Here is a 24,860-nt window from a genome sequence, read left to right as displayed (position 1 = left end):
TGGCTAGGATATGCAATCAAAAACGCTAGATAACAAATCGAAGTATTTGTTGATGGTAGAGGATACCGCTTCGGTAGCAGCTTTATATCGCTCGTATCTTACACCGCTCGAAATTGATATCAACATTGTCGGCACTGGCCGCGATGCAATCGAGAGTTTGAATCATCGAATCCCAGACCTTATTTTATTAGATCTACGTCTGCCTGATATGACAGGTATGGACGTGCTATTTGCTGTAAAACAAAAGTACCCTGAAGTTCCGGTTATCTTCATGACGGCTCACGGCTCTATCGATACCGCCGTAGAAGCGATGCGTCATGGTTCTCAAGATTTCCTTATCAAACCGTGTGAAGCCGACCGACTCCGTATTACGGTGAACAATGCGATCCGTAAAGCCACCAAGCTTAAAAACAGCTCGGAACACCCGGGAAACCAAAATTACCAAGGCTTCATCGGCAGCAGCCAGACCATGCAGCAGGTTTACCGAACTATCGATTCTGCTGCATCAAGTAAGGCGAGTATTTTCATTACGGGTGAAAGTGGTACCGGTAAAGAGGTATGTGCAGAAGCCATTCATGCGGCGAGTAAGCGTGGTGACAAGCCTTTCATTGCGATTAACTGTGCGGCGATTCCTAAAGATCTGATTGAAAGTGAGCTGTTTGGTCACGTTAAAGGTGCCTTTACGGGCGCGGCAACTGATCGCCAAGGGGCTGCTGAGCTTGCTGATGGTGGAACACTGTTTCTCGATGAACTGTGTGAAATGGATCTTGAACTGCAAACTAAGCTTCTTCGTTTCATTCAAACCGGTACCTTCCAAAAAGTCGGCTCTTCAAAAATGAAGAGCGTTGATGTGCGCTTTGTTTGTGCAACTAACCGTGACCCTTGGAAAGAAGTACAAGAAGGTCGCTTTAGAGAAGATTTATACTATCGTTTATACGTGATTCCGCTGCACTTGCCGCCATTGCGCGAGCGCGGAGAAGATGTCATCGAGATTGCATACTCGTTACTAGGCTATATGTCGGTCGAGGAGGGGAAGGCGTTTGTTCGTTTTGCTCAGGAAGTACTTGATCGCTTTAATCAATATGAGTGGCCTGGGAATGTGCGTCAACTACAAAACGTATTACGGAACGTGGTGGTATTGAATAATGGCAAAGAGATTACTCTTAACATGCTTCCGCCACCATTGAACCAGCCGATTGAAAACAGTCTGCGCTTGAAAGAGAAGCAGAACGAAGACATCACGGTAAAAGATATTTTCCCATTGTGGATCACTGAGAAGACGGCTATCGAACAGGCCATTAAAGCGTGTGACGGCAACATTCCGCGAGCAGCAGGTTTCCTAGATGTGAGTCCTTCGACCATATACCGCAAGTTACAAACGTGGAATGCGAAGCCGTAATCACCAAACAATAAGAAAATCATAATGACGAAAGTATTAAATCAGCAAAAAGTTGATGAGCTTGCCGGCGAAATAGGGCAAGAGAATGTCCCTGTTTTACTGGAGATCTTTTTAGGTGAGTTGAAAGGCTACTATGAACACCTAGAGATAAATAAGGAGTCGGATACTTCTAAGTACTTGGCTGATATCAGTCATGCACTTAAGAGCAGCGCCGCGAGTTTTGGCGCGGACTCTTTGTGTTGTTTTGCGATTAGCTTGGATACGAAAGTGAAGCAAGCGCTGCCTGTCACTGAGGTTGACTTTCAAGATATGCAGAAACTGCTGTTATCCACCTACCAAGAATACCAGCAGTTGATGGCAGATATCTAAAGCGGTCGGGTATTACATATATTAAAAAAAGGAGCATGAGGCTCCTTTTTGTTTTTGTTGGGGTTTGGCAATCAGACTCAGCTAACCAAGTTAAACCAACTGCTCCCTAATCGCTTGTTGGAGTTTTATGCGGTCGTGTCGCCAATCTCGATTTGGAGAGGCAAGATCAGTGGTCACGCAATTCCATAACCCTTCAAGTTCAGGGTGTGGCACATTGCCTAACACAATGTCTATCTTTCTTGCCTTACAGGTCCGTTCGCACCATTCCAATTGTTCCTGAAGTGTCATCTTGCCTGCTGGACCATGTTCTGGAGAAAGGTTTTCCACGAAAATAACCTTGGCGTTCCTGTTTTCAGCAATTGCTTTACCGATCTCTGGTAATAAGAGCGGAGGCATCACACTGGTCAAAAAGCTCCCTGGCCCAAGAACGATGCAGTCCGCTTGCTCAACTGCAGCAACGGCTTCTTTAGTTGCTGGCACTTCCGGTGACAAGTCCATCATGCGTAGCTTTTCTGTCATGTCATCCACATTGGTTTCACCTGTTACCCAGCGCCCATCCATAGATAGGGCGGTAAGGTCTGACGGGTGTTCGGTCATAGGGACGATATTAACATCGACCTTGAGCATATTTCGAATCAGGTTAATTGCTTCCAATGGGCGAACGGAAAGGTTGTCTAACGCCGTTAGCATTAGGTTACCCAAGTTGTGACCGTCTAGCTCACCTTGACCACGAAAGCGGTATTCGAACATCATCGAACTGATTGAAGGTTCTGTGATTAATTGGTTGATACAGTTACGTGTATCTCCCCATGCGATGCCACCTTGGCAATCTCGAATGCGTCCGGTGGAACCACCGTTATCTGTCGTTGCAACAATGCCAGTTGCGTTGTTACCAAAGTCTTTTAATGCAGCTAACATGCGACCTAAGCCATGGCCACCGCCGATTGCTACGACTTTCTTTGAAGAGTAAATATTCATTTTTTGTTCTTGTTAGATTATTACCAACTATAATTTAGGTTAAATGCTTCTCGCTATATACTCAACAAGAGTTATTTTGAGCGTTTGATACGTTTTTTTTGCCGATGTGACCCGTTTTTTACCATCAGAGCTAGATTCACGTACAAATATTAAGTATTTTATTACTCAGCTACTGCGTGTGTGAATATAACGTGCAGTTGCCATAACTCCGAGCTCTCGCATGCTAAGTCGCACAGTGGTATTTGCTGTACCGATACGCATCAAGAGCCAGTGACATGTTGTCACAAGGGCTTAATTGGAAATGATTATGCCTCCCGTGTTTGGAAAGGTGTTCCGTGGCGCAACAATTCGAAGATAGATTCCATCGCAAGTTTTATTACTTGCGCTTGTCGGTTACAGACGTCTGTAACTTTAAATGTACTTACTGCTTGCCGGATGGTTATAAACCGTCAGGGCAAAAAAACTCGTCTTTTTTAAGTGTTCCCGAGATCAAACGCGTAGTAAAAGCGTTTGCAGATTGTGGTACCTCAAAGATCCGCATTACAGGCGGAGAGCCGAGTCTGCGTAAAGACTTTCCTGAAATCATACATACCGTTGCTTCTACTCCAGGCATCGAAAAAGTAGCCACCACAACGAATGGCTACCGCATGGAGAAACAAGTAGGGCAATGGCGTGATGCTGGTTTAACCCATATAAACGTGAGCGTGGATAGCTTAGATTCGCGTATGTTCCATCAGATCACTGGTGAGAATAAGTTTACAGAGGTTATGCGAGGGATTGATAAAGCGTTTGAGGTTGGCTTTGAACAAGTCAAAGTAAACGTCGTATTAATGAAAGACCTCAACAGTCAGGAACTACCAGCCTTCCTTAATTGGATCAAAGACAAACCTATTCAATTACGTTTTATCGAGCTGATGAAAACTGGCGAGATGGACGAGTTATTCGATAAACACCATGTTTCTGGCGTTGCAATTCGCAACCAACTTATTGCTAATGGTTGGCTGTTAAAAGTCAAAGCCGTTAATGATGGCCCGGCGCAAGTGTTTGTCCACCCAGACTACAAGGGTGAAATCGGTTTGATCATGCCTTACGAGAAAGACTTTTGTGAGAGTTGTAACCGCCTGCGTGTTTCTGCAACTGGCAAACTCCACCTGTGTCTGTTTGGCGACCATGGTGTTGAACTGAGAGATCTGATTCAAGAAGATCAACAAGAGCAAGAGCTCATTGATCGTATTCAGGCTCAGCTTCAAACCAAGTCCGTTAGCCACTTCTTACATGATGGCAATAGCGGCATGACTCCAAACTTGGCGTCAATCGGCGGTTAACCCGCTATACACTCTAAAGCATTTTATCGCTCAGCTTCCTTAGGTTGGGCGAATCAGTCTAGGGCGTGTTGCTCTTTCGAGCTGATTTTTGCAGCGAGTTGCTGGGTATTTATACAAGGCAGAGGCTTTGATGTGTAGCTAGCCTACATGAGAAGCCTATAACGTAGTAGAAATGACCAGCAAACGCTGCCCGAAGGGTTCGGCTAAAAGCGTTTTACTCTTTGTTGAGGGAGATTTGCTTAGAATGACTAGGCTACTTCCCCCTCGCCGCGATTAAAACGCTTTTATCTCGAACAAAATTTAATCACGAAAGGTCAACACGCCCTCATAATTGAAAAATTTATATAGGTGAACAAATGGGTCACGCAGAAAGCAAATTCCAAGCAGCAAACATCGCAGTACTAACGGTTTCAGATACGCGTACAGAAGAAAATGACACATCAGGTGGTTACCTAGCTGAGCATGCTAAAGAAGCAGGCCACAACGTGGTTGATAAGCAAATCGTTATCGATGACATGTACAAGATCCGCGCGATCGTATCTAAGTGGATCGCTGATGAGAGTGTACAAGCTATCATGATCACTGGCGGTACAGGCTTCACATCTCGTGACAGCACGCCTGAAGCTCTTAAGCCTCTATTTGACAAAGAAGTTGAAGGCTTTGGTGAGCTATTCCGTCAAGTGTCTTACGAAGAGATCGGTACATCAACTATTCAATCTCGTGCGATCGCGGGTTTTGCTAACCATACGGTTATTTTTGCGATGCCAGGCTCTACAGGCGCTTGCCGTACCGGTTGGACTAAGATCATCAAGCAACAGATGGATGCTAGCCACCGTCCTTGTAATTTCATGCCACACCTTTCTGTATAAGGTGGCTTGAACATGAGTCAATTTACACACATTAACGCGTCTGGCGAAGCGAACATGGTCGATGTATCGGCTAAAGCAGAAACAGTGCGTGAAGCGAGAGCAGAAGCATTCGTTCAAATGTCGGCAGAAACGCTAGAGCTTATTGTCTCTGGTAGCCACCATAAAGGTGATGTTTTCGCAACGGCACGTATTGCGGGTATTCAAGCGGCTAAGAAGACGTGGGATCTGATTCCACTGTGTCACCCTTTGCTATTAACCAAAGTAGAAGTGCAGCTTGAAGCTATCGAGTCTGAAAACAAAGTACGTATCGAGTCGGTATGTAAACTTGCTGGTAAGACAGGCGTAGAGATGGAAGCGCTAACGGCTGCTTCTGTTGCTGCACTGACGATTTACGATATGTGTAAAGCTGTTCAGAAAGACATTGTTATCGAGAATGTACGCCTGTTAGAGAAGACGGGTGGTAAATCAGGACACTTTAAGGTGGAATCATGATTACTGTACTTTTCTTTGCTCAAACTCGTGAACTTGTCGGTGTTGACAGCCTAGAAGTCGACGCGCAATTCAGTACCATCGAAGCGATTCGCAGCCACCTTGTAACGCAAGAAGGCAAATGGGATATCGCATTGGAAGAGGGCAAGCTTCTGGCTGCGCTTAACCAATCAATCGTACCTTTGACGACTGAAGTGAAAGATGGCGACGAAGTGGCTTTCTTCCCACCTGTCACTGGAGGTTAGTCATGGATTCAAGAGTAGTAGTGACTGCTGAAGACTTTTCTGTGGGTGACGAATACGATTATCTAGCTCAAGGTACGGCTGCGGGAGCAGTTGTGACGTTTGTTGGTAAAGTTCGCGACATGAACCTTGGCGATAACGTGATTGGTTTGTCTCTTGAGCACTACCCGGGTATGACAGAAAAGTCGTTGAGCGAGATCTGTGATCAAGCTGAAGCGCGCTGGCCTATCCAGAAGATGCGAGTGATTCACCGAGTTGGTGACTTAGATATCGGTGACCAGATTGTTTACGTTGGTGTATCAAGTGCGCACCGAGGTGCAGCCTTCGAAGCTTGTGAGTTTGTTATGGACTTCCTAAAAACCAAAGCGCCGTTTTGGAAAAAGGAACGTACTACAGAAGCAACTCGTTGGGTTGATTCTCGCGATTCAGATGCAAAAGCAGCAGAGCGCTGGGAGAAGTAATTTCTCTTAAAGTGATGTTGCTTCAACATTAACTCATTTGTATATGAGACAGTCAAAAGCCGACCATTTAGGTCGGCTTTTTTGTGCCCGTCATCAGTTGATTTATAAAAAGCTAGTGTTTTGATTAATTGTTAGTCACTGCTGTTGCATATAAATTCAACCATCAATTCTGTCTGAATTAGTGCATCGAATTTTCCGTTTTGGTGCAGTGCATTATGCTGTTTTGTATAAAGTGATAATCCTCACAAATAGTGGAGTCTATTTAGGTGATATGTGATGTGCAATTAGATTTCATGTGGCATTAATGTTAATTTGCCGACAGTGTTCTAGCATAAGATGCTAAAAAAAAGTATCAATACAGATACATCAACACTAAAGGCTGTTTTTTGATGAATCCCTATGTGTAACTCACTGTTCATTAGGTTTTTATTAGATATTTGCACTGATATCTGGAGTAAATCGGAGAATTATCCGATTTTTTGCGACTTGTTTATGGCAAATTACTTCAATGGTTGATAGTGTGTGCCTCAATCTTTGTAAGGTTTTAGATTTTTATGCTTAAATTTTGAGCTAAATAAATCTAAATCACTGCCGTTCAGTGAGCTAAGCAAAGAAGTCATGGATGCAATACATAAAACTTGGAGTTTATTAAATGTACAAGAATAAAATCACTCAGGCCCTTCTTCTAGGTGCTGGTTTGGCAGTGGCTGCCTCTTCTACTCTTTCTATCGCTGCTGAAGTTCCAGCAGGCACAGAACTAGCTAAAGTTCAGGAACTTGTTCGCGGTAACGGTACTGAAGTTGCGACTATCGACCCACACAAATCTCAAGGTGTACCAGAATCTCACGTAATTCGTGATCTTCTAGAAGGTCTAGTGAACCAAGACGGCGAAGGTAATACTATTCCAGGTGTTGCTGAAAGCTGGGAAACGACAGACAACAAAACATTCACTTTCCACCTACGTAAAGACGCAAAATGGTCTAACGGCGATCCTGTAACAGCTCAAGATTTCGTATACAGCTGGAAACGTGCAGTCGATCCTGCGACGGCTTCTCCGTACGCTTGGTACATGGAATATACCAAGATGGCGAATGCGAAGGACATCGTAGCGGGTAAGAAAGACAAGAGTGAGCTAGGCGTTAAAGCTGTAGATGCAAACACGCTTGTTGTTGAATTAGAAACAGCGGTACCATATTTCGTAATGATGATGGGCCACACAACAATGAAGCCTGTGCACCAAGCGACTGTTGAAAAATACGGTGACCAGTGGACTAAGCCTGAAAACTTTGTTGGCAACGGAGCATTCTCTGTTGATAAATGGGTTGTTAACGAGCGTCTAGTACTTAAGCGTAACGACCAATACTGGAACAACGACAAAACGGTTCTTAATAAAGTAACGTTCCTACCAATCGAAAACCAAGTAGCGGAAATGAACCGCTTCCTATCTGGCGAAATCGATTTCACAAACGAACTTCCAACTGAGCACTTCAAGCGTCTTCAAAAAGAGTACGCGGAAGATGTATCTGTAGCGGGTAACCTATGTACTTACTACTACATCTTCAACACGAAGAAAGCGCCATTTGATGATGTTCGTGTTCGTCAAGCAATCTCTTACGCAATCGATCGTGATATCGTAACAGGTGCTATCTTAGCGCAAGGTCAAAAACCTGCGTACTTCCTAACGCCTGAAATCACAGCTGGCTTCGATCCTGAACTGCCTGCTTACGGTAAGATGTCTCAAAAAGAGCGTAACGCAGAAGCGGCACGTCTTCTTGAAGAAGCGGGTTACGGCAAAGATAACCCACTTAACTTCAACCTTCTTTACAACACTTCAGAGAACCACAAGAAGATTGCTGTAGCGCTAGGTTCTATGTGGAAGAAAACACTGGGTCTTTCTGTAACACTTGAGAACCAAGAGTGGAAAACGTACCTATCTTCTAAAGATTCTGGTGACTTCGAAGTAGCACGTGCTGGTTGGTGTGGTGACTACAACGAAGCGTCTTCGTTCCTAACGCTAATGAAGAGCAACAACACTACCGGTGGTGTTCACTACGACAGTGCGGCTTACGATAAAATCATCGATAAAGCACTTAACTCAACTTCAGAAGAAGAGCGTAAAGCACTTTACCTAGAAGCTGAGGCGCTAATGGCAAACGATATGCCAATCGCTCCTATCTACCAATACGTGAAATCACGTCTACTTAACCCGCATGTTGGTGGTTTCCCAATCAACAACGCGGAAGACAAGATCTTCTCGAAAGACCTATACATCAAAGCTCAATAATAAGCTTCGATTCTAAAAAGTTAATATAACTATAACGATACAGGCACTACATGCGCAGGGCGCGCATGTAGCGTCTTTCTAATTTTAATTGTCACAGACTGAAAGAGTGAGTTTATGCTTAAATTCATTATGAAAAGGATATTTGAAGCGATTCCAACCATGTTGGTGTTGATCACTATATCTTTCTTTCTCATGCGTTTCGCTCCGGGTAACCCGTTTTCAAGCGAGCGTCCATTACCGCCAGAAGTTATGGCTAACATCGAAGCTAAATACGGCTTAGATAAACCCGTATTTGAACAGTACACTACGTATTTGACAAATATCTTACAAGGTGACTTCGGTCCATCTTTTAAATACCAAGATTACACAGTAAATGAGCTGATCGCGGTTGCACTTCCAGTATCTGCGAAGGTAGGTTTCGTTGCCTTTATCTTCACACTATTGATGGGGGTCACCGTCGGGACGATTGCTGCCTTGAAGCACAATACCTGGGTCGACTACACCATAATGTCGACCGCCATGCTCGGGGTGGTGATGCCATCCTTCGTGTTGGCACCGGCGCTTATTTACCTTTTCTCCCTGCACTGGAACATATTCCCAGCAGGTGGTTGGCATGGCGGTACATTCATGTACATCGTGCTGCCTGTTATCGCGATGTCTCTTCTTTACGTAGCCACCTTTGCTCGTATTACTCGCGGTAGCATGATTGAAACATTGAACAGTAACTTTATCCGAACTGCACGTGCAAAAGGACTAAGTTACCGTTACATCATTCTAAAACATGCACTTAAGCCAGCAATGCTGCCTGTTGTTTCTTATATGGGCCCTGCTTTCGTAGGTATCATCACAGGTTCAGTTGTTGTTGAAACCATCTTCGGCCTACCAGGTATCGGTAAGCTGTTTGTTAACGCCGCGTTTAACCGTGACTACTCGCTAGTAATGGGTGTAACCATCTTGATTGGTTTCCTATTCATTTTGTTCAACGCAATCGTTGATATTTTGCTAGCGCTGATTGACCCGAAAATTCGCTACTAACAGGGACGCATGGTTATGTTGAAGAAAAAAGAAAATTTAGAAGCGATCGAAAAGTTCTCTGAGAGCTTAGAGATTGAAGGTCGTAGTTTGTGGCAGGACGCGCGCATTCGTTTCATGCGAAACAAAGCAGCAATGGTTAGCCTGTTTATTCTTACGCTTATGGTACTGGCAGTTATCTTCTTACCGATGCTGGCTCAGTACACTTATGACGATACTGACTGGTACGCAATGCACGTTGGTCCGAATGCGGATCACTGGTTTGGTACTGATAGCTTAGGTCGTGACTTGTACGTTCGTACTCTAATCGGTGGTCGTATCTCATTGATGGTTGGTGTGATGGGCGCATTTGTAGCGGTACTGATTGGTACGCTTTACGGTGCAGCTTCAGGTTTCATCGGCGGCCGCACTGACCGAGTGATGATGCGTATCCTAGAGATCTTGTACGCAGTACCATTCATGTTCCTAGTAATCGTTCTGGTAACGTTCTTTGGTCGTAACATCATCCTAATCTTTGTTGCTATTGGTGCGATTGCTTGGCTAGATATGGCGCGTATTGTACGTGGTCAAACGTTGAGCCTACGTAGTAAAGAGTTCATTGAGGCTGCACACGTATGTGGTGTAAGTAAATGGAAGATCATTACACGTCACATCGTACCGAACGTACTGGGTATCGTAGCTGTTTATTCTACGCTGCTTATTCCAAGCATGATCCTTACAGAATCATTCTTATCTTTCCTTGGTCTTGGTGTTCAAGAGCCTATGACAAGCTGGGGCGCATTGCTTCAAGAAGGTTCGCAAACAATGGAAGTTGCAATCTGGCAATTAACATTCCCTGCGGCATTCATGGTAGTTACGCTGTTCTGCTTTAACTACGTAGGTGATGGTCTGCGCGACGCGCTTGATCCAAAAGACAGATAACGAAATAGCAATTAAAAGCTATAAAAGATTAAGGAAGCAATAATGAGCTTATTAGATGTCAAAGATCTGCGCGTCGAATTTACCACGCAAGATGGTATCGTAACCGCAGTAAACGACTTGAACTTCTCACTTAACCAAGGCGAAACGCTGGGTATTGTTGGTGAGTCGGGTTCAGGTAAATCACAAACGGTATTTGCACTGATGGGACTGCTGGCTAAGAACGGCATCATCTCAGGCAGTGCAAAGTTTGAAGGCAATGAAATCCTCAACCTGCCTGAAAAAGCGCTGAACAAGGTTCGTGCTGAACAGATCGCGATGATCTTCCAAGATCCGATGACCTCACTGAACCCTTACATGAAAGTAAGTGATCAGTTGATGGAAGTACTTATGCTGCATAAAGGCATGGGTAAAGCAGAAGCGTTTGAAGAATCAGTACGCATGCTTGAAGCGGTGAAAATCCCTGAAGCTCGTAAACGTATTACCATGTACCCGCACGAGTTTTCGGGCGGTATGCGTCAGCGTGTGATGATCGCAATGGCACTACTGTGTCGTCCTAAATTGCTTATCGCTGATGAACCAACAACGGCACTGGATGTAACCATTCAAGCGCAAATCATGGAATTGCTGAACGAACTTAAAGATGAGTTCAATACGGCAATCATCATGATCACTCATGACTTGGGTGTTGTTGCTGGCTCATGTGACAAAGTACTTGTGATGTACGCGGGTCGTACAATGGAATACGGGACGGTTGATGAAATCTTCTACGAGCCAAGCCACCCATATGCGGAAGGTCTGCTTAAAGCGATTCCTCGTTTGGATACCGAAGGTGAAATTCTGCCGACGATTCCAGGTAACCCACCTAACTTACTTCGCCTACCAACAGGTTGTCCTTACCAAGACCGTTGTCACCGTGTAATGGACCGTTGTAAGCAAGAAGCACCGATTTTGCAGCCATTTGCTAAAGACCGTCAGCGTGCTTGTTTTTCAGACTGGGAGACTTGGACAAAATGAGTAAAGAATTACTATTAGATATTAAAGACCTGAAAGTTCACTTTAGCATTGCGGCTAAATCTGCTTGGCCTTGGGCAAAACCATCAAACCTTAAAGCGGTTGATGGTGTTGATGTTCACCTTTACGAAGGCGAAACGCTCGGTGTAGTAGGTGAGTCTGGTTGTGGTAAGTCGACTTTTGCACGCGCGATTATCGGCTTGGTTGAAGCGACTGAAGGTCAAGTGATGTGGTTAGGTCAAGACCTAACTAAGATGCAGGAAGTGAAGCGTCGTGAGACTCGTAAAGAGATTCAGATGATCTTCCAAGACCCGCTAGCATCGCTTAACCCGCGTATGTCTGTAGGTGACATCATTGCTGAGCCTCTAGAGACTTTCTACCCTGAACTTTCTAAACAAGAAGTAAAGGACAGAGTTAAAGAGATGATGGCAAAGGTTGGTCTACTGCCAAACGTAATCAACCGTTACCCGCATGAATTCTCTGGTGGTCAGTGTCAACGTATTGGTATTGCACGAGCTCTTATCTTGAAACCTAAGATGATCATCTGTGATGAGCCGGTTTCTGCACTGGATGTATCTATCCAAGCTCAAGTAGTTAACCTTCTGAAAGAACTACAGAAAGAGCTAGGCTTGTCTTTGGTATTCATCGCGCACGATTTGTCAGTAGTTAAACACATCTCTGACCGTGTACTGGTGATGTATTTAGGTAACGCGGTTGAACTTGGTGAATCAGATGCACTGTTTTCTGATCCTAAGCACCCATACACCAAAGCGTTGATGTCTGCTGTCCCTATTCCTGACCCTCGCTTAGAGCGCAGCAAAACGATTCAGATGCTGGAAGGTGATTTACCGTCGCCAATCAATCCACCATCAGGTTGTGTGTTCCGTACTCGTTGCCCGCAAGCGACAGAGGCTTGTGCGCAAACGAAACCAACGATTCAAGGCGATGACGTTCACGCAGTATCTTGCTTGCACGTACAAGTCTAGAGCCTATTTAAAACGGTTCAGCCTGTGACAGGCTTAAGCGCGACTAGTTTTTAGAGTCGCGCTTTTTTTGTATCTGAAGATTTATATTAAATAACCTTCTTCAAATAATTTGAACAACTAAGCCAACTTCTTCTAGTTTTGAAAAAGTTGGTTTTTTTTATACTAATACCAATCGTAGTAAATAACTGCTCATCCTAGCTTGTTAAAACGCTCGATAACGGCGTTAGAATTTTTGATTGTAGAATAACTACTAACAGAAAAATTCTTCCTTGTTCTCAAGCCTTTTCTCTGCGCTATTTCTGAACATTTACTTACTGTGACTGGTATAAAAATTTTGGATGACAGAGGTTTGGATATGGGTAAGTTAGTTGAAGGTGTTTGGCATGATGTTTGGTACGACACCAAAGAAAGTGGTGGTAAGTTCGTTCGTGAAGATGCGGGCTTTCGCCACTGGATAGAGAACAAACCGGGCGCGCAGTTTGAGCCGGAAAGCGGCCGTTATCACCTATACGTATCACTGGCTTGTCCTTGGGCGCACCGAACCCTTATCTTCCGCGAACTCAAAGACCTAACCGATCACATTGACGTGACGGTTGTTTGCCCAGACATGATGAGTGAAGGTTGGCAAATGGGGTTGCCTGAACCCCTGTTCGGTCATATCCGTATGCATCAAATCTATACTCAAGCCAAACCGGATTACTCGGGAAGAGTAACGGTGCCAGTGTTGTGGGATAAGAAAGCCAGCACAATTGTTAGCAATGAGTCGTCTGAGATTATCCGTATGTTTAACTCAGAATTTAACGAGCTAACAGGTAACACCGATGATTACTACCCTTGGGAATTAGCGAACAAGATCGATCAATGGAATGATTATATCTACCCGAATATTAACAACGGCGTATACCGAACCGGCTTTGCAACGACACAAGAAGCGTATGAAGAAGCGTATGACGCGTTATTTGAGGCGTTAGACAAAGTGGATGCCCATCTTAGTGAACACCGTTATTTGGCGGGTAATGAGATTACAGAAGCGGATTGGCGCTTGTTTACCACTCTGGTTCGATTTGATGCGGTTTATGTTGGGCACTTTAAGTGTAATAAGCAGCGAATTGCTGACTACCCACATATTCAAGGTTACTTAAAAGAGTTGTACCAAGTAGAGGGAATTAAAGAGACGACCGATTTCTACCATATCAAGCGTCACTACTACTACAGCCACACCGGTATCAATCCGACTCAAATTGTACCCAAAGGGCCAGAGTTAGATCTTGAATCACCGCACGGTCGAGAAAACTTGGGCTAACTTCCCAGTGACCCAACCGTCGTAAATCAAAAAAACATATCTGTCAGACATAAAAAACCCTAGATAAAAATCTAGGGTTTTTGCTTTCTACAAAAGAAAAATTAGTTAATTACTTTTTCTTCAGCTTGAGCTGCTTGGTCTGCTTGGATAGCCGTTAGAGCTACTGTGTAAACGATGTCGTCTACTAGAGCGCCACGAGACAAGTCATTTACTGGCTTGCGCATACCTTGAAGCATTGGACCGATAGACACTAGGTCTGCTGAACGCTGTACAGCTTTGTAAGTCGTGTTACCCGTGTTTAGGTCTGGGAATACGAATACTGTCGCTTTACCTGCAACTGGAGAGTTAGGCGCTTTAGAAGCGGCTACGTTTTCCATGATTGCTGCGTCGTACTGTAGAGGGCCGTCGATCACTAGATCAGGACGTTTCTCTTGAGCAAGCTTCGTTGCTTCACGTACTTTATCTACGTCTGCACCCTTACCAGATTCACCTGTAGAGTAAGAGATCATAGCAACGCGTGGGTCGATACCGAATGCCGCAGCAGAGTCTGCAGATTGGATAGCGATTTCAGCAAGCTGTTCAGCTGTTGGATCTGGGTTGATCGCACAGTCACCGTATACAAGCACTTGATCAGGCAGAAGCATGAAGAAGATTGAAGATACGATAGAAGCATCAGGAGCAGTCTTGATGATCTGGAACGGAGGAACGATTGTGTTCGCCGTTGTGTGAACAGCACCAGAAACTAGGCCGTCAACTTCGCCAGCTTCAAGCATCATAGTACCTAGGAATACAGAATCTTCTAGCTTCTCACGAGCTACAACTTCAGTCATACCTTTAGCGCCACGAAGTTCTACTAGACGAGCTACGTAGTTTTCGCGAACTGATGCAGAATCGATGATCTCAACGCCAGCGCCAAGCTCAACACCTTGCTGTGCAGCAACGCGACGGATTTCTTCAGGGTTACCTAGAAGTACACACGTTGCGATACCGCGCTCAGCACAGATAGCCGCAGCTTTAACTGTACGTGGCTCATCACCTTCAGGAAGAACGATACGCTTAGCTGCTTTACGAGCAAATTCAGTTAGTTGGTAACGGAATGCTGGTGGGCTAAGACGACGGATACCTTGAGTACCTTCAGATAGAGAATCAATCCAAGGGCCATCAATGTGGCTTGCAACGTGATCGTTAACGAACTCAATACGCTCTTTATCGTCTGCAGGAACTTCTAGGTTGAAGCTCTGTAGGTTAAGAGACGTCTGCCAAGTGTTACCTTGAGCTTTGAAGATAGGTAGACCTGAAGCGAATGCTGGTGCACAAAGGTTAGCAATGCTTTCTGGAATGTCGTAACCGCCAGTAAGTAGGATTGCGCCAATCTCAACACCGTTTTTCGCAGCAAGAGCCGCAGCAACGATAACGTCAGGACGGTCTGCAGAAGTTACTAGCAGTGAACCTGGTTTGAAGTGCTCAATCATGTGCGGTAGAGAACGTGCACAGAAAGTGATGCTCTTAATACGACGAGTAGCAATCTCACCTTCGTTAACGATTTCAGCATTAAGGTGCTTAGCCATATCAATCGCACGAGTTGCGATTAGGTCGATGCTCCATGGCACACAACCAAGAACACGGATAGGACTTGAGTTGAAGATTTGCATTACTTCAAGGTTCGCTTGCTGAGCTGTGTCTGCATCGTCAAAGATTTCAGATAGGTCAGGGCGAGTACGGCCAGCTTCATCAACAGGAGCGTTAAGCTTGTTGATGATTACACCTTTAATGTTCTTGTTCTTAGTACCGCCGAAGTTAGAACATGCTACTTCGATACGCTCTTTAAGTTGCGTAGGGTTGTCAGTACCAGGAGTCGCAACGAATACGATCTCCGCACCAAGTGTTTTTGCGATTTCCGCATTTACTTGGTTTGCAAATGGGTGCTTACGAGTAGGTACTAGGCCTTCGATTAGCGTTACTTCTGCGTCTTTGTTGATTTTGTTGTATTGCTCAACAACAGACTCAAGAAGTACGTCCATTTTCTCGCTACCGATCAAAGCTTCAGCTTTAGTCATTGCGATTGGCTCACCAATCTTAATGTCGCTGTTTGCGCTGATGATAGTAGACGTTAGATCTGGTTGGTTACCACCGCTACGAGGTTGAGCGATTGGCTTATAGAAAGAAACACTTACGCCTTTACGCTCCATAGCGCGAAGAACACCCATGCTAACACTAGTAAGACCAACACCAGCGCTTGTAGGGATAAGCATAATAGTACGTGACATTGACGAACACCTTTGACTATTGGAAATAAAAAAAGCTCAACTGCTATTCCCACCGATATTTAAATTGGGGTAGGAATAGAAGTTGAGCCCCATTTTCTTAATATGAAAAACTGACTAGCTTCGAGTGAAGCTAGTCAGGAAAATCAATTAAAGACCTGCTAGTTTCGCAGTGTCTTCAGCAATTACTAGCTCTTCGTTAGTAGAGATAACCATTGCAGGGATACGGCTGTTAGCTGTAGTGATAGTACCTTCGCCGCCGAAACGAGCTTTAAGGTTAGCTTCACCGTCAACTTCGATACCGAAGATGCCTAGGCGGTTAAGAACCATTTCACGGATTGGGCCAGAGTTCTCGCCGATGCCGCCAGTGAAAGTGATTGCGTCTAGACGACCTTCTAGAGTTGCAGTGTAACCAGCAACGTACTTAGCTAGACGGTGACAGAATACGTCCATTGCACGAGTTGCTTCTTCTTTCTCACCGTAGTTGTCTTCAACGAAACGACAGTCAGAAGTCACTTCAGTTAGACCAGCTAGACCAGACTCTTTAGTTAGCATGTTGTTGATTTCTTCAACAGAGTAACCAAGAGCGTCGTGTAGGTGGAAGATGATCGCAGGATCTAGGTCACCACAACGAGTACCCATTACAAGACCTTCAAGAGGAGTAAGACCCATAGAAGTATCTACAGATTGACCGTTCTTGATAGCACATACAGAAGCGCCGTTACCTAGGTGACAGTTGATGATGTTAACTTCTTCAACTGGCTTGTTTAGTAGGCCTGCAACTTCACGAGTGATGAATAGGTGAGAAGTACCGTGCATGCCGTAACGACGGATGCCGTGCTCTTTGTACAGGTTGTACGGTAGAGCGTATAGGTAAGACTCAGAAGGCATTGTTTGGTGGAACGCAGTGTCAAATACAGCAACGTTTTGTAGACCAGGGAAGTTCTGTTGAGCCGCTTCGATACCGATAAGGTGAGCTGGGTTGTGAAGAGGTGCGAAAGTCGCAGCGTCTTGAATACCCTTAAGAACTTCATCTGTGATAAGTGCAGAAGAAGTGAACTGCTCGCCACCGTGTACGATACGGTGACCGATAGCGCCAAGGTTAGCTTTAAGCTCAGGCTTAGAAGCAAGAATAGTTTCTACCATGAAAGATAGTGCTTCTACGTGAGCTGCGCCCGCGCCTAGTTGTGCTTCATGCTTACCATCAAGTTTCCACTTCATACGAGCTTCTGGAAGACCAAGACACTCAGCAAGACCAGTTAGGTGCTCAGCACCTGTTTCTGCATCAACAACAGCGAATTTAAGAGAAGAACTACCACAGTTTAAAACTAAAACTAGCTTAGACATTAATGACTACCTGTTTATTTTTCTGATCGAAATCAGTTAAGGATGAAAATTAATCTCAAGAATAGTCGAAGCACATAGGCTTGCGTACTAACCTTGGTCAAAAAAACGTTAATTTCCGTATAAAGTGAAAGCACCCTTTATCAAAAAGAGGCTTGTGCATTCCTTGCAGAAGTCTTCTCAAAGTTGCTTAAATTGTAAATAAGGGCAACAATGAGATTGAGGTCTGCAAATAATAGCGATATTGTGCAAATATAACAAAAAAATTTGAAAGAATATTATTTTTCGTCAAATTTTTGTGTTTTTAGTTGATGGTTTCAACTTTTTTTTAATGGGAGACTCATATGAGCAATAGAGTTGGTTTAGCTAGTAGTTTAAAAGATGGCCAAAAGTACATGGATCTCTGGCCCGTCCGAAAAGAGTTAAACGCGATCTTCCCTGAACAGCGCATTATTAAAGCGACGCGTTTTGGTGTAAAAGTTATGCCCGCGATAGCTGCAATTAGTGTTCTCACACAAATGGTCTTTAATAATTACCAAGCGATGCCACAAGCTGTGGTTATGGCTTTGTTTGCAATCAGTTTGCCGCTTCAAGGTATGTGGTGGTTGGGCAATCGCTCAAATACACAACTTCCTCCTGCATTAGTCTCGTGGTATCGCGAATTGCATGAGAAAATTACTGAAACAGGGTTTGCGTTAGAGCCTATGAAGTCGCGTCCTCGTTACAAAGAATTGGCGATTATTTTGAATCGTGCATTTCGCCAGTTAGATAAGTCTTCAATGGAACGTTGGTTCTAAAAAATCTCAATTCCCCCTCTTATCTGAGAACAACTATTCAACATTGGTGGCTTGTTCTCAGCTTTGCTCCTCTTTGTTATTGACTTCGCTTGCCTTTTATTCATTTTGTTTATTCGATATTCAACCTGTCTCTTACCATTCAAATAACCAACCTCGCTTTTTATCACACAATTCGAGCCTTGTTGTGTTTTTGTTAAATATCGCTTCAAGTTATCAATGGTTACTGGTAATAATGTCAATAGTGATTTTGATGTTGTTCTCTTTGAGCGAGTAATAACGAGTAGAGCTTGATTCAGGGAGTGATAATGAGTTCTGTAAGAAAGGTATTGGCAGCGGTTTTAAGCTGTTTGTTGTTACTATGTACTAGCAATGTAATGGCGAACGTTGCCAAAGTGTCGGTTTCACAAGTTGTCGACCATCCAGATTTGAATGCGACACGTCAAGGGCTTCTTGAAGGATTGAGAGCCAAAGGTTACGAGCCGGGTAAAAATCTAGAATTCTCTTATGAAATAGCTGATGGCAATCCCGCTCAGGCAGCAAAAATCGCCAGAGAGTTAGTCAGCGAAAACCCCCACGTGTTAGTCGGCATTGCTACCCCGACTTCACAAGCTTTAGTCTCTGCGACTCGATCGATACCTATCGTGTTTACCGCAGTCACCGATCCAATCGGCGCAAGGCTTGTCAAACAGTTAGAAAAACCGGGACGAAATGTCACAGGCCTTTCAGACTTATCGCCGATCTCCCAACACGTTTCCCTTATTAAAGAGCTTCTTCCTAAGGCAAGTTCAATCGGTGTGGTTTATAACCCTGCCGAAGCGAATGCCGTTGCGTTAGTTGGGTTATTGAGAAAGGCGACCCGAGATTTCGGTTATACACTTCACACCGAAAAAGCGCTTACCATTGATGATGTAGAAGAAAAAGCCGAATCGGTTGCCCTGAAGTCTGATGTTATCTATGCGCTCACCGACAACACGGTTGCAAGTGGTATCGAAGGACTTATTGAGGCGGCAAACCATGCAGGCACACCTGTGGTTGCGGGAACGACTTCTTATGTAGGGAAAGGAGCGATTGCTGGTTTAGGCCTAGATTATTACGACGTTGGGATGCAAACCGCCGATTATGTAGCGGCAATTCTGAACGGACAAAAGCCGGGCAAGCTGAGTGTCAAAACCGCTCAGAGTTCTCAATTGGTTGTGAATTTGGATGCTGCTCATGGGCTTGGTGTGACAGTGCCTCAGTCTGTGATCGAGCGAGCGATAATTAGCCGTTGATAAAATAATTCTAAATTAGATCTCCCTTTAAGAAATGATAAATGAGCGACTCATTTGATCATTTTGAGAGAAATCGACTTGCTTTAAACAAAGTGGATCTACAAAACGTGATCTACTTTGACTGATGTTATTTTTCTCATTGTGGTCAAAGAAATATTTAATATCTTAAGCAAAATAAACATTGCTCGAGAACCGCTATGAATCCATTTATCTTTCATGCTCAAACTTGTGATTATTTCCACGAAAAAGATGGTGTCTTAACCGTAACATTAGTATCTGAACGCAATGACTGGCATAAGGTTCAGCTGAGGCACGAGCCGGATAATGAAGAATATCTACTCGACATGACGCGAGTTGGTACTGAAGGGCGGTTGACGCTGTGGCAAGTCTCATTTGCAGCTAATACAGACAGAAGCGTTACTCACTATGCGTTCAAGCTTGTCGATTCAAAGAGCCAGTACTGGCTTGATGCGAAAGGCGTACATCGCCGTGTTTCTAGTCGTGAGTTTCACTTTAAGTTTAATATCCACCATCGACCACCATCATGGGTGTCGGAGCAAGTCTTCTATCAAATCTTCCCTGAACGTTTTTGTAACGGCAACCCAAGTATCAGCGTTAAAGCTGGAGAGTATCGCCTAAAAGAAGATACTTTAGATGTCGTGGTGAAAGAGTGGGGTGACTCTGTTGAAGGACATAATGGAACCGGTGCTGCGGAGTTCTTCGGTGGCGATCTCGCAGGCATTCATAGCAAGTTAGATTATCTACAAGACCTAGGTATCACCGCTCTGTATCTCAATCCAATTTTTCAGTCCCCTAGTAATCATAAATACGATACAACGGATTACTACAACATCGACTCGCATTTCGGAACCAATGACGAGTTCGCTGCACTTTCAAATGACATTCACAAACGTGATATGAGAATCGTTCTAGATGCTGTGTTTAATCACACCTCTGTCGAGCACCCTTGGTTCGATAAGCTGAAAGTGACAGGATCGGGTGCCTATGACGACCCAGGCTCGGCATTTCACGACTACTATTTTTTCGCCCCTGACAATCCTCAACAATATGTCGGTTGGAAAGGGATTAGTTCTCTTCCTGTCTTAAACTTTTCCAACGCTTCCGTGCGAGATTACATATACCAATCACCAGACTCTGTGATAAAGCACTGGTTGAAAGCACCTTATAATGTCGATGGGTGGCGCTTCGATGTGATTCACATGTTAGGCGAGGGTGAGGGCGCTTATAACAATGCGCATTATGTGGAAGCATTTCGAAATTCAGCAAAAGCCGAGAATTCGGAAGCCTACATATTAGGAGAGCACTTCTTCGAGGCTACATCGTGGTTACAGGGGGCACAAGAAGACGGATCGATGAACTATTATGGTTTTGCTCACCCAGTACGTGCGCTATTGGCTAAGCAAGACATCGCGTACGAGCCGATTGAAATTGATATGTTAGATTTCTCTGATTGGTTAGCTGAAGCGAGGGCGAAGGTTCCATGGCTGAATCAGCTATCACAGTTAAATCAACTGGACAGTCATGATACGGCTCGACTACTGACGCTACTGGGTGGCGACCAGGCTAAACAAAAGTTGGCGCTGACTTTGCTGTTTACCTATGTCGGCACCCCGTGTCTATACTACGGGACAGAAGTGGGAGTGGAAGGCGGGCAAGACCCGGATAACCGAAGATGCTTCCCTTGGGGAAAGGAACACTCTTCGGCTTGGTTTCCATTCCATCAAGCGTTGATAAAACTAAGAACAGAACGTCACAGCTTACAAAGTGGCGCCTACTTAGAGTTATATTGTGATACTGAGACTTTAGTGTTTACGCGCTGTCTTAAGGGCGAAAAGACACTGGTTGTGCTGAACTTATCACAAGATGAAAAGCTGTTGTCTTTGCCTGTGTGGATGCTTGGGCAAGAGCAAGGGAAGTTGGTTGAGTTGTTAGGCCAGATGAAGGGCACGCTAATTGTTAATGGCAGCGTTGAGATTGCTGTCCCAGCAATGCAAGCTATGGTTTATGACGTGGTAACTTATTGAATTTAAGGCTTCCTAAAACTGTGTTCGCGAATCCTGTTTACTGCAGGGTTCGTTATCAAAAGGCACCTTTTGTTCAGTGGTAAGGTCTAATTCATATCAACTTACACTATTTTACCTCGAGGGAAATGACAATTAATGTAATAATATTAACGGGGCAAATGAAAGTAGCTGAGCGCTAAGAGCACATTATATGAAAGTAAATAGGCACTTTAGTCTTACCTTTGTCTTCGGGTTTCCCGCAGTGATCGCCGCGATGTTACTTGGCCTAATAGGAAAGAATCATTTTGACGCGGTAGAAAAAGATATCAGTAGTGAGTTTCACCGTATTGAAGATGCGTTTAACCGAACCTCGAAAGTTGTCACAGCCTTAGACTACAGTTTCTCTAATTATTACAAATCTGCTAACCCTCTTTTCCTTGACCACAACAAGCAGGTGATCGATGGCCTCTGCCGTATTTGGCCTATCGATGTGCTACTGCTCGCTGATGGAAAAACCTCTGATATCCCCTCTGTTGATATTGATTATATGCTGATTGGTGAAGAGTCCCTGTGTTCGGATAGCAGCGACAGCTACAAAAGTGCATCAGAAAAGATTGCGCTCGCACCTATTCTTTCATTTCTGTCCCAGCTTGATGAGTATCACGATGGTGTACATTTCATTGCCACAAGTGGTTATGTTATCTCTTCACCGGAAGACTTTGCTAAAGGGCTGAGCAAGGAATTGCTGTCGACTATAAAAAGTCGCCCGTATTGGCAAAAGACAGCCAATAACCCAGAACAGTTAACACTATCCGGCCCTACTTATCGGTTTGATTCTCTTGACCGCGTAATAAGCATGACGATTCCTGTGTTCCACCAAGGTGTTCATCAAGGGATGCTTTCCGTTGACATTGATGCTGATAAGTTACTTGCAAACTCGAATGAGCATCTTGCAGGTCGAATAGATATCATCGATACGACTTTAGTTAATCCGATAGACTCTGCGGCTTTTTATCACGAGATCAAGTTGGATGGTGTAGCGTCCCATCATGCGATGTATTACGAATTGGATTTTGCCAAAGAAGTGGAGCATTTTTTTCTCTACGAGAAAGACAGCCTTATTGTTGCCATCATCGTGTATCTATTCTCTGTAACTATTTTCTTTTACGTTAATTCCAATATAGAACGTGGTTACTTCAAAGATCTCGCAGCCAAAGACCCTATGACAGGTTTATTGAATCGCCGCGGCTTAGAAGCATTCTGGCGCAGCGTAGAGCACGATCAACTGTTTGCCTTAACTGTATTTGATATCGATGATTTTAAGTTAATTAACGACACCTACGGCCACGACAAGGGTGATGATGTGATTCGTTATATGTCACGTCAGATAAGTAACAGTGTACGGAGCAGTGACGTAGCTGCACGGTTTGGCGGTGAAGAGTTTGTCGTTTACATGAAAGGCGAAGATCGTGAAACTTTGATGAGAACTTTAGAGCGGGTGAAGAATGCGATTTGTTCCACTTCAGCCGACATTATTCCAAATGGATTTACGATATCTGGCGGTGTTTGCATTGTTGAAACTGAGCAAAGTAAACTTAATTTCGATGAGATATTTAAGTACGCCGATGAAAAGCTGTACGTGGCTAAGACGACGGGTAAAGACCGTCTAGAATTTTAGCCACACTGTTGAATCGTTAAGCGCTTCATCTTAAACAGGTTGGCGGCGTTCTTCTTGATAACGTTGAAGACGTTCTACAATCGGCGGCGCCTTCTTGAAAGTGCGAATTTCTTTAAACAGTTCGTTCGCTTCAGGGTAGCCTTTACTTAAATAAACAAACCACTGCTTCACTCTATTGGGGTAGTACATACCTTTGTCCCCTTTAATTTGAAACTCTGAATAGCGCAGCAAAAGTTCAATGACTTTATCCCACGGCATTTTCTGGTGGTTGTGCTTAACGACGTTACCAAGGTTTGGAATATTGAAAGCACCACGGCAGACCATCAATGAATCGACGCCTGTAGCTTCTATGCAATCTTGACCATCTTGATAGTTCCAGATTTCCCCGTTAGCAATCAAGGGTAGAGAAGTTTTCTCTCTTATTTGATTGATGTAATCCCATTTAATTTCGCTAGCTTTATAGCCGCCAACTTTGGTTCTTGCGTGCACGGTGAGTTCGTCAGCTTTAGCTTGTTCGATGGCATCGACAATTTCAAAGCACTCTTCCGGATGCTCCCAACCTAATCGAATCTTTGCGGACACAGGAATGTGCGCTGGTACCGCTTCTCGGCAGGATTTGACCACTTGATAGATAAGCTCTGGCTCTTTGAGCAGTGAAGCTCCACCATTACTTTTGTTTACCGCCTTTGCTGGGCAACCAAAATTAAGATCAATGCCTTTAGCACCTAAATTGGCTGCTTGGAAGGCATTTTCGGCCATCCAGTTTGGATGTTGTCCTAGAAGCTGTAGGTGGATTGGAACACCCGCCATGGTCTGAGAACCTTGATGCAGCTCAGGGCAAATACGATGGAAAACATGTGGAGGAAGAAGTTGATCAACGACGCGCACAAATTCTGTCACACAGAGATCGTAATCATTGATCTCTGTAAGAATCTCACGCATTAGGTGGTCTAGAACGCCCTCCATAGGGCCAAGTATTACGCGCATGCTGCTTTACCAAAACTGAATGAACCGAAAAATTCGAGGCGTGATTGTACGGCGTGTTAGCTAGATTGTCACTAAGGAGCGGTGTTCGCCATTTCTCGAGTTACTCTTACTTCTCCGGTAATTGGTGAATAATAGAGAATGGGTAAACGTTCAGAGCTTGTAAAGCTTGGAGTGTAGTAGTAATAGCATTCGGGTGTTCCAGTATACCAACTAACAATGGCTTCATCGGAAGGCAAAATAAAGCCAGTATCGTATTGAGAACGAGCGACCAAATCAGAATCAATCAAAGAGTTCCAAAGTGCCACACATTGGTCACCGCTAACTTGTGGAGTCTCAACTGGCGGAGTATCAAGAACTGAGATTGGAAACCCAGTTTCTGACGGATATACATCACCTTCACCATAATTCACCACTTGATCAAAAGCAGGCTCACCATCGACAAGCCATTGCGAGTGATACATATCGATACTATTTCTAAATGCTGAAAACGCACCTTGTGCCAATGCTTCATGAGCATCCCGCTGAACACCAAGAAAACGAGGCGCAGCGGTTACCGCTAATACACCCAAAATAACGACCACCACAATAAGTTCGAGTAATGTAAAACCTTGGGACTTTAATTTCATGATGAATACGCCTATATGTAACTGAATGTTTCAGTGGGCGTTTTACACCCAATATTCTGATTATCAAAGCGAAATAAGTAAAATGTCGATGATATTTGAATAGCAATGGTTTGCGTAAGTTTGTTTGCGAGAAAACAGAGGAAAGTGGTTGGCGACATCTTGGTGAGTATGGCGTTATAATATCGAAAATGCCCAATATC

At 44.3% G+C, this 24,860-nt stretch carries 22 protein-coding genes and 1 riboswitch; of the genes, 17 read left to right on the top strand and 5 right to left on the bottom strand.

The window, feature by feature from the left end:
• Window positions 1–10: 10 nt before the first annotated feature.
• Window positions 11–1,399: a quorum-sensing sigma-54 dependent transcriptional regulator LuxO gene (gene luxO / locus ATB74_RS11210; RefSeq protein WP_060982289.1), complete on the top strand. Its 1,389-nt coding sequence runs from the start codon at window positions 11–13 to the stop codon at window positions 1,397–1,399.
• Window positions 1,400–1,423: 24 nt separating this feature from the next.
• On the top strand, window positions 1,424–1,768 hold the full coding sequence (luxU, locus tag ATB74_RS11205; RefSeq protein ID WP_060982290.1) for a quorum-sensing phosphorelay protein LuxU: 345 nt from the start codon (window positions 1,424–1,426) through the stop codon (window positions 1,766–1,768).
• Between the two features lie 90 nt (window positions 1,769–1,858).
• Here luxU and ATB74_RS11200 read toward each other — a convergent pair whose 3' ends face one another.
• A complete protein-coding gene (locus tag ATB74_RS11200; protein WP_060982291.1) occupies window positions 1,859–2,746 on the bottom strand; it encodes a YvcK family protein in 888 nt (295 codons plus the stop codon).
• 194 nt (window positions 2,747–2,940) lie between these two features.
• A riboswitch (molybdenum cofactor riboswitch) is annotated at window positions 2,941–3,093 on the top strand.
• On the opposite strand from ATB74_RS11200, the gene moaA reads away from it, so the two are divergent.
• The 11 genes from moaA to ATB74_RS11145 all read left to right on the top strand — a co-directional run bounded on the left by moaA (window position 3,082) and on the right by ATB74_RS11145 (window position 13,669).
• The gene (gene moaA, locus ATB74_RS11195; RefSeq protein WP_009848642.1) at window positions 3,082–4,071 is read left to right on the top strand and encodes a GTP 3',8-cyclase MoaA; all 990 of its coding nucleotides are present in this window, start codon (window positions 3,082–3,084) and stop codon (window positions 4,069–4,071) included. Its footprint overlaps the riboswitch before it by 12 nt.
• A gap of 356 nt (window positions 4,072–4,427) precedes the next feature.
• Window positions 4,428–4,940: a molybdenum cofactor biosynthesis protein B gene (moaB, locus tag ATB74_RS11190; protein WP_004734027.1), complete on the top strand. Its 513-nt coding sequence runs from the start codon at window positions 4,428–4,430 to the stop codon at window positions 4,938–4,940.
• 12 nt (window positions 4,941–4,952) lie between these two features.
• Complete coding sequence (gene moaC / locus ATB74_RS11185; protein ID WP_004734026.1) at window positions 4,953–5,432, top strand: cyclic pyranopterin monophosphate synthase MoaC; 480 nt, start codon at window positions 4,953–4,955, stop codon at window positions 5,430–5,432.
• The gene (gene moaD / locus ATB74_RS11180; RefSeq protein ID WP_019823606.1) at window positions 5,429–5,674 is read left to right on the top strand and encodes a molybdopterin synthase sulfur carrier subunit; all 246 of its coding nucleotides are present in this window, start codon (window positions 5,429–5,431) and stop codon (window positions 5,672–5,674) included. The genes moaC and moaD overlap by 4 nt, the downstream gene beginning before the upstream one ends.
• 2 nt (window positions 5,675–5,676) lie before the next feature.
• The gene (moaE, locus tag ATB74_RS11175; RefSeq protein WP_061018531.1) at window positions 5,677–6,132 is read left to right on the top strand and encodes a molybdopterin synthase catalytic subunit MoaE; all 456 of its coding nucleotides are present in this window, start codon (window positions 5,677–5,679) and stop codon (window positions 6,130–6,132) included.
• 652 nt (window positions 6,133–6,784) lie between these two features.
• Window positions 6,785–8,416 carry an ABC transporter substrate-binding protein gene (locus tag ATB74_RS11170; protein WP_061018529.1) on the top strand — a complete coding sequence of 544 codons (1,632 nt, stop codon included), beginning with the start codon at window positions 6,785–6,787 and terminating at the stop codon, window positions 8,414–8,416.
• Between the two features lie 114 nt (window positions 8,417–8,530).
• On the top strand, window positions 8,531–9,451 hold the full coding sequence (gene oppB, locus ATB74_RS11165) for an oligopeptide ABC transporter permease OppB (protein ID WP_017062174.1): 921 nt from the start codon (window positions 8,531–8,533) through the stop codon (window positions 9,449–9,451).
• Window positions 9,452–9,466: 15 nt separating this feature from the next.
• On the top strand, window positions 9,467–10,369 hold the full coding sequence (gene oppC / locus ATB74_RS11160) for an oligopeptide ABC transporter permease OppC (RefSeq protein WP_050647432.1): 903 nt from the start codon (window positions 9,467–9,469) through the stop codon (window positions 10,367–10,369).
• 42 nt (window positions 10,370–10,411) lie between these two features.
• Window positions 10,412–11,383 carry an ABC transporter ATP-binding protein gene (locus tag ATB74_RS11155; protein ID WP_012603544.1) on the top strand — a complete coding sequence of 324 codons (972 nt, stop codon included), beginning with the start codon at window positions 10,412–10,414 and terminating at the stop codon, window positions 11,381–11,383.
• Window positions 11,380–12,366 (top strand): murein tripeptide/oligopeptide ABC transporter ATP binding protein OppF, encoded by a 987-nt coding sequence (oppF, locus tag ATB74_RS11150; RefSeq protein WP_060982296.1) that lies wholly within the window; start codon window positions 11,380–11,382, stop codon window positions 12,364–12,366. The genes ATB74_RS11155 and oppF overlap by 4 nt, the downstream gene beginning before the upstream one ends.
• A 355-nt stretch (window positions 12,367–12,721) precedes the next feature.
• On the top strand, window positions 12,722–13,669 hold the full coding sequence (locus ATB74_RS11145; protein ID WP_061018527.1) for a glutathione S-transferase family protein: 948 nt from the start codon (window positions 12,722–12,724) through the stop codon (window positions 13,667–13,669).
• Window positions 13,670–13,770: 101 nt separating this feature from the next.
• Here ATB74_RS11145 and pta read toward each other — a convergent pair whose 3' ends face one another.
• Together pta and ATB74_RS11135 are read right to left on the bottom strand one after the other, a co-directional pair.
• Window positions 13,771–15,936, bottom strand: a complete 2,166-nt coding sequence (gene pta, locus ATB74_RS11140; RefSeq protein ID WP_060982298.1) for a phosphate acetyltransferase — start codon at window positions 15,934–15,936, stop codon at window positions 13,771–13,773.
• Between the two features lie 147 nt (window positions 15,937–16,083).
• Complete coding sequence (locus tag ATB74_RS11135; protein ID WP_017107306.1) at window positions 16,084–17,280, bottom strand: acetate kinase; 1,197 nt, start codon at window positions 17,278–17,280, stop codon at window positions 16,084–16,086.
• Window positions 17,281–17,621: 341 nt separating this feature from the next.
• On the opposite strand from ATB74_RS11135, the gene yfbV reads away from it, so the two are divergent.
• From yfbV to ATB74_RS11115, 4 genes are all read left to right on the top strand, one after another.
• Window positions 17,622–18,074, top strand: a complete 453-nt coding sequence (yfbV, locus tag ATB74_RS11130) for a terminus macrodomain insulation protein YfbV (protein WP_017099049.1) — start codon at window positions 17,622–17,624, stop codon at window positions 18,072–18,074.
• A gap of 305 nt (window positions 18,075–18,379) precedes the next feature.
• Window positions 18,380–19,345, top strand: coding sequence for an ABC transporter substrate-binding protein (locus ATB74_RS11125; RefSeq protein ID WP_061018526.1), 966 nt, complete (start codon window positions 18,380–18,382; stop codon window positions 19,343–19,345).
• 197 nt (window positions 19,346–19,542) lie between these two features.
• Window positions 19,543–21,390: a maltodextrin glucosidase gene (gene malZ / locus ATB74_RS11120; protein ID WP_061018524.1), complete on the top strand. Its 1,848-nt coding sequence runs from the start codon at window positions 19,543–19,545 to the stop codon at window positions 21,388–21,390.
• Between the two features lie 190 nt (window positions 21,391–21,580).
• On the top strand, window positions 21,581–23,047 hold the full coding sequence (locus ATB74_RS11115) for a GGDEF domain-containing protein (protein WP_061018522.1): 1,467 nt from the start codon (window positions 21,581–21,583) through the stop codon (window positions 23,045–23,047).
• A gap of 30 nt (window positions 23,048–23,077) precedes the next feature.
• Here the strand turns inward: ATB74_RS11115 and dusC are convergent, their stop codons facing one another.
• Both dusC and ATB74_RS11105 read right to left on the bottom strand, forming a co-directional pair.
• The gene (gene dusC / locus ATB74_RS11110) at window positions 23,078–24,034 is read right to left on the bottom strand and encodes a tRNA dihydrouridine(16) synthase DusC (RefSeq protein WP_060982302.1); all 957 of its coding nucleotides are present in this window, start codon (window positions 24,032–24,034) and stop codon (window positions 23,078–23,080) included.
• A gap of 71 nt (window positions 24,035–24,105) precedes the next feature.
• Window positions 24,106–24,660, bottom strand: a complete 555-nt coding sequence (locus ATB74_RS11105; protein ID WP_061018520.1) for a prepilin-type N-terminal cleavage/methylation domain-containing protein — start codon at window positions 24,658–24,660, stop codon at window positions 24,106–24,108.
• Window positions 24,661–24,860 lie beyond the last annotated feature (200 nt).

Source organism: Vibrio splendidus, assembly GCF_001557875.1.
Classification (GTDB): domain Bacteria; phylum Pseudomonadota; class Gammaproteobacteria; order Enterobacterales; family Vibrionaceae; genus Vibrio; species Vibrio splendidus_F.
Note: the sequence above shows the minus strand (reverse complement) of the source record. Positions and strands in the feature narration are given on the sequence as shown.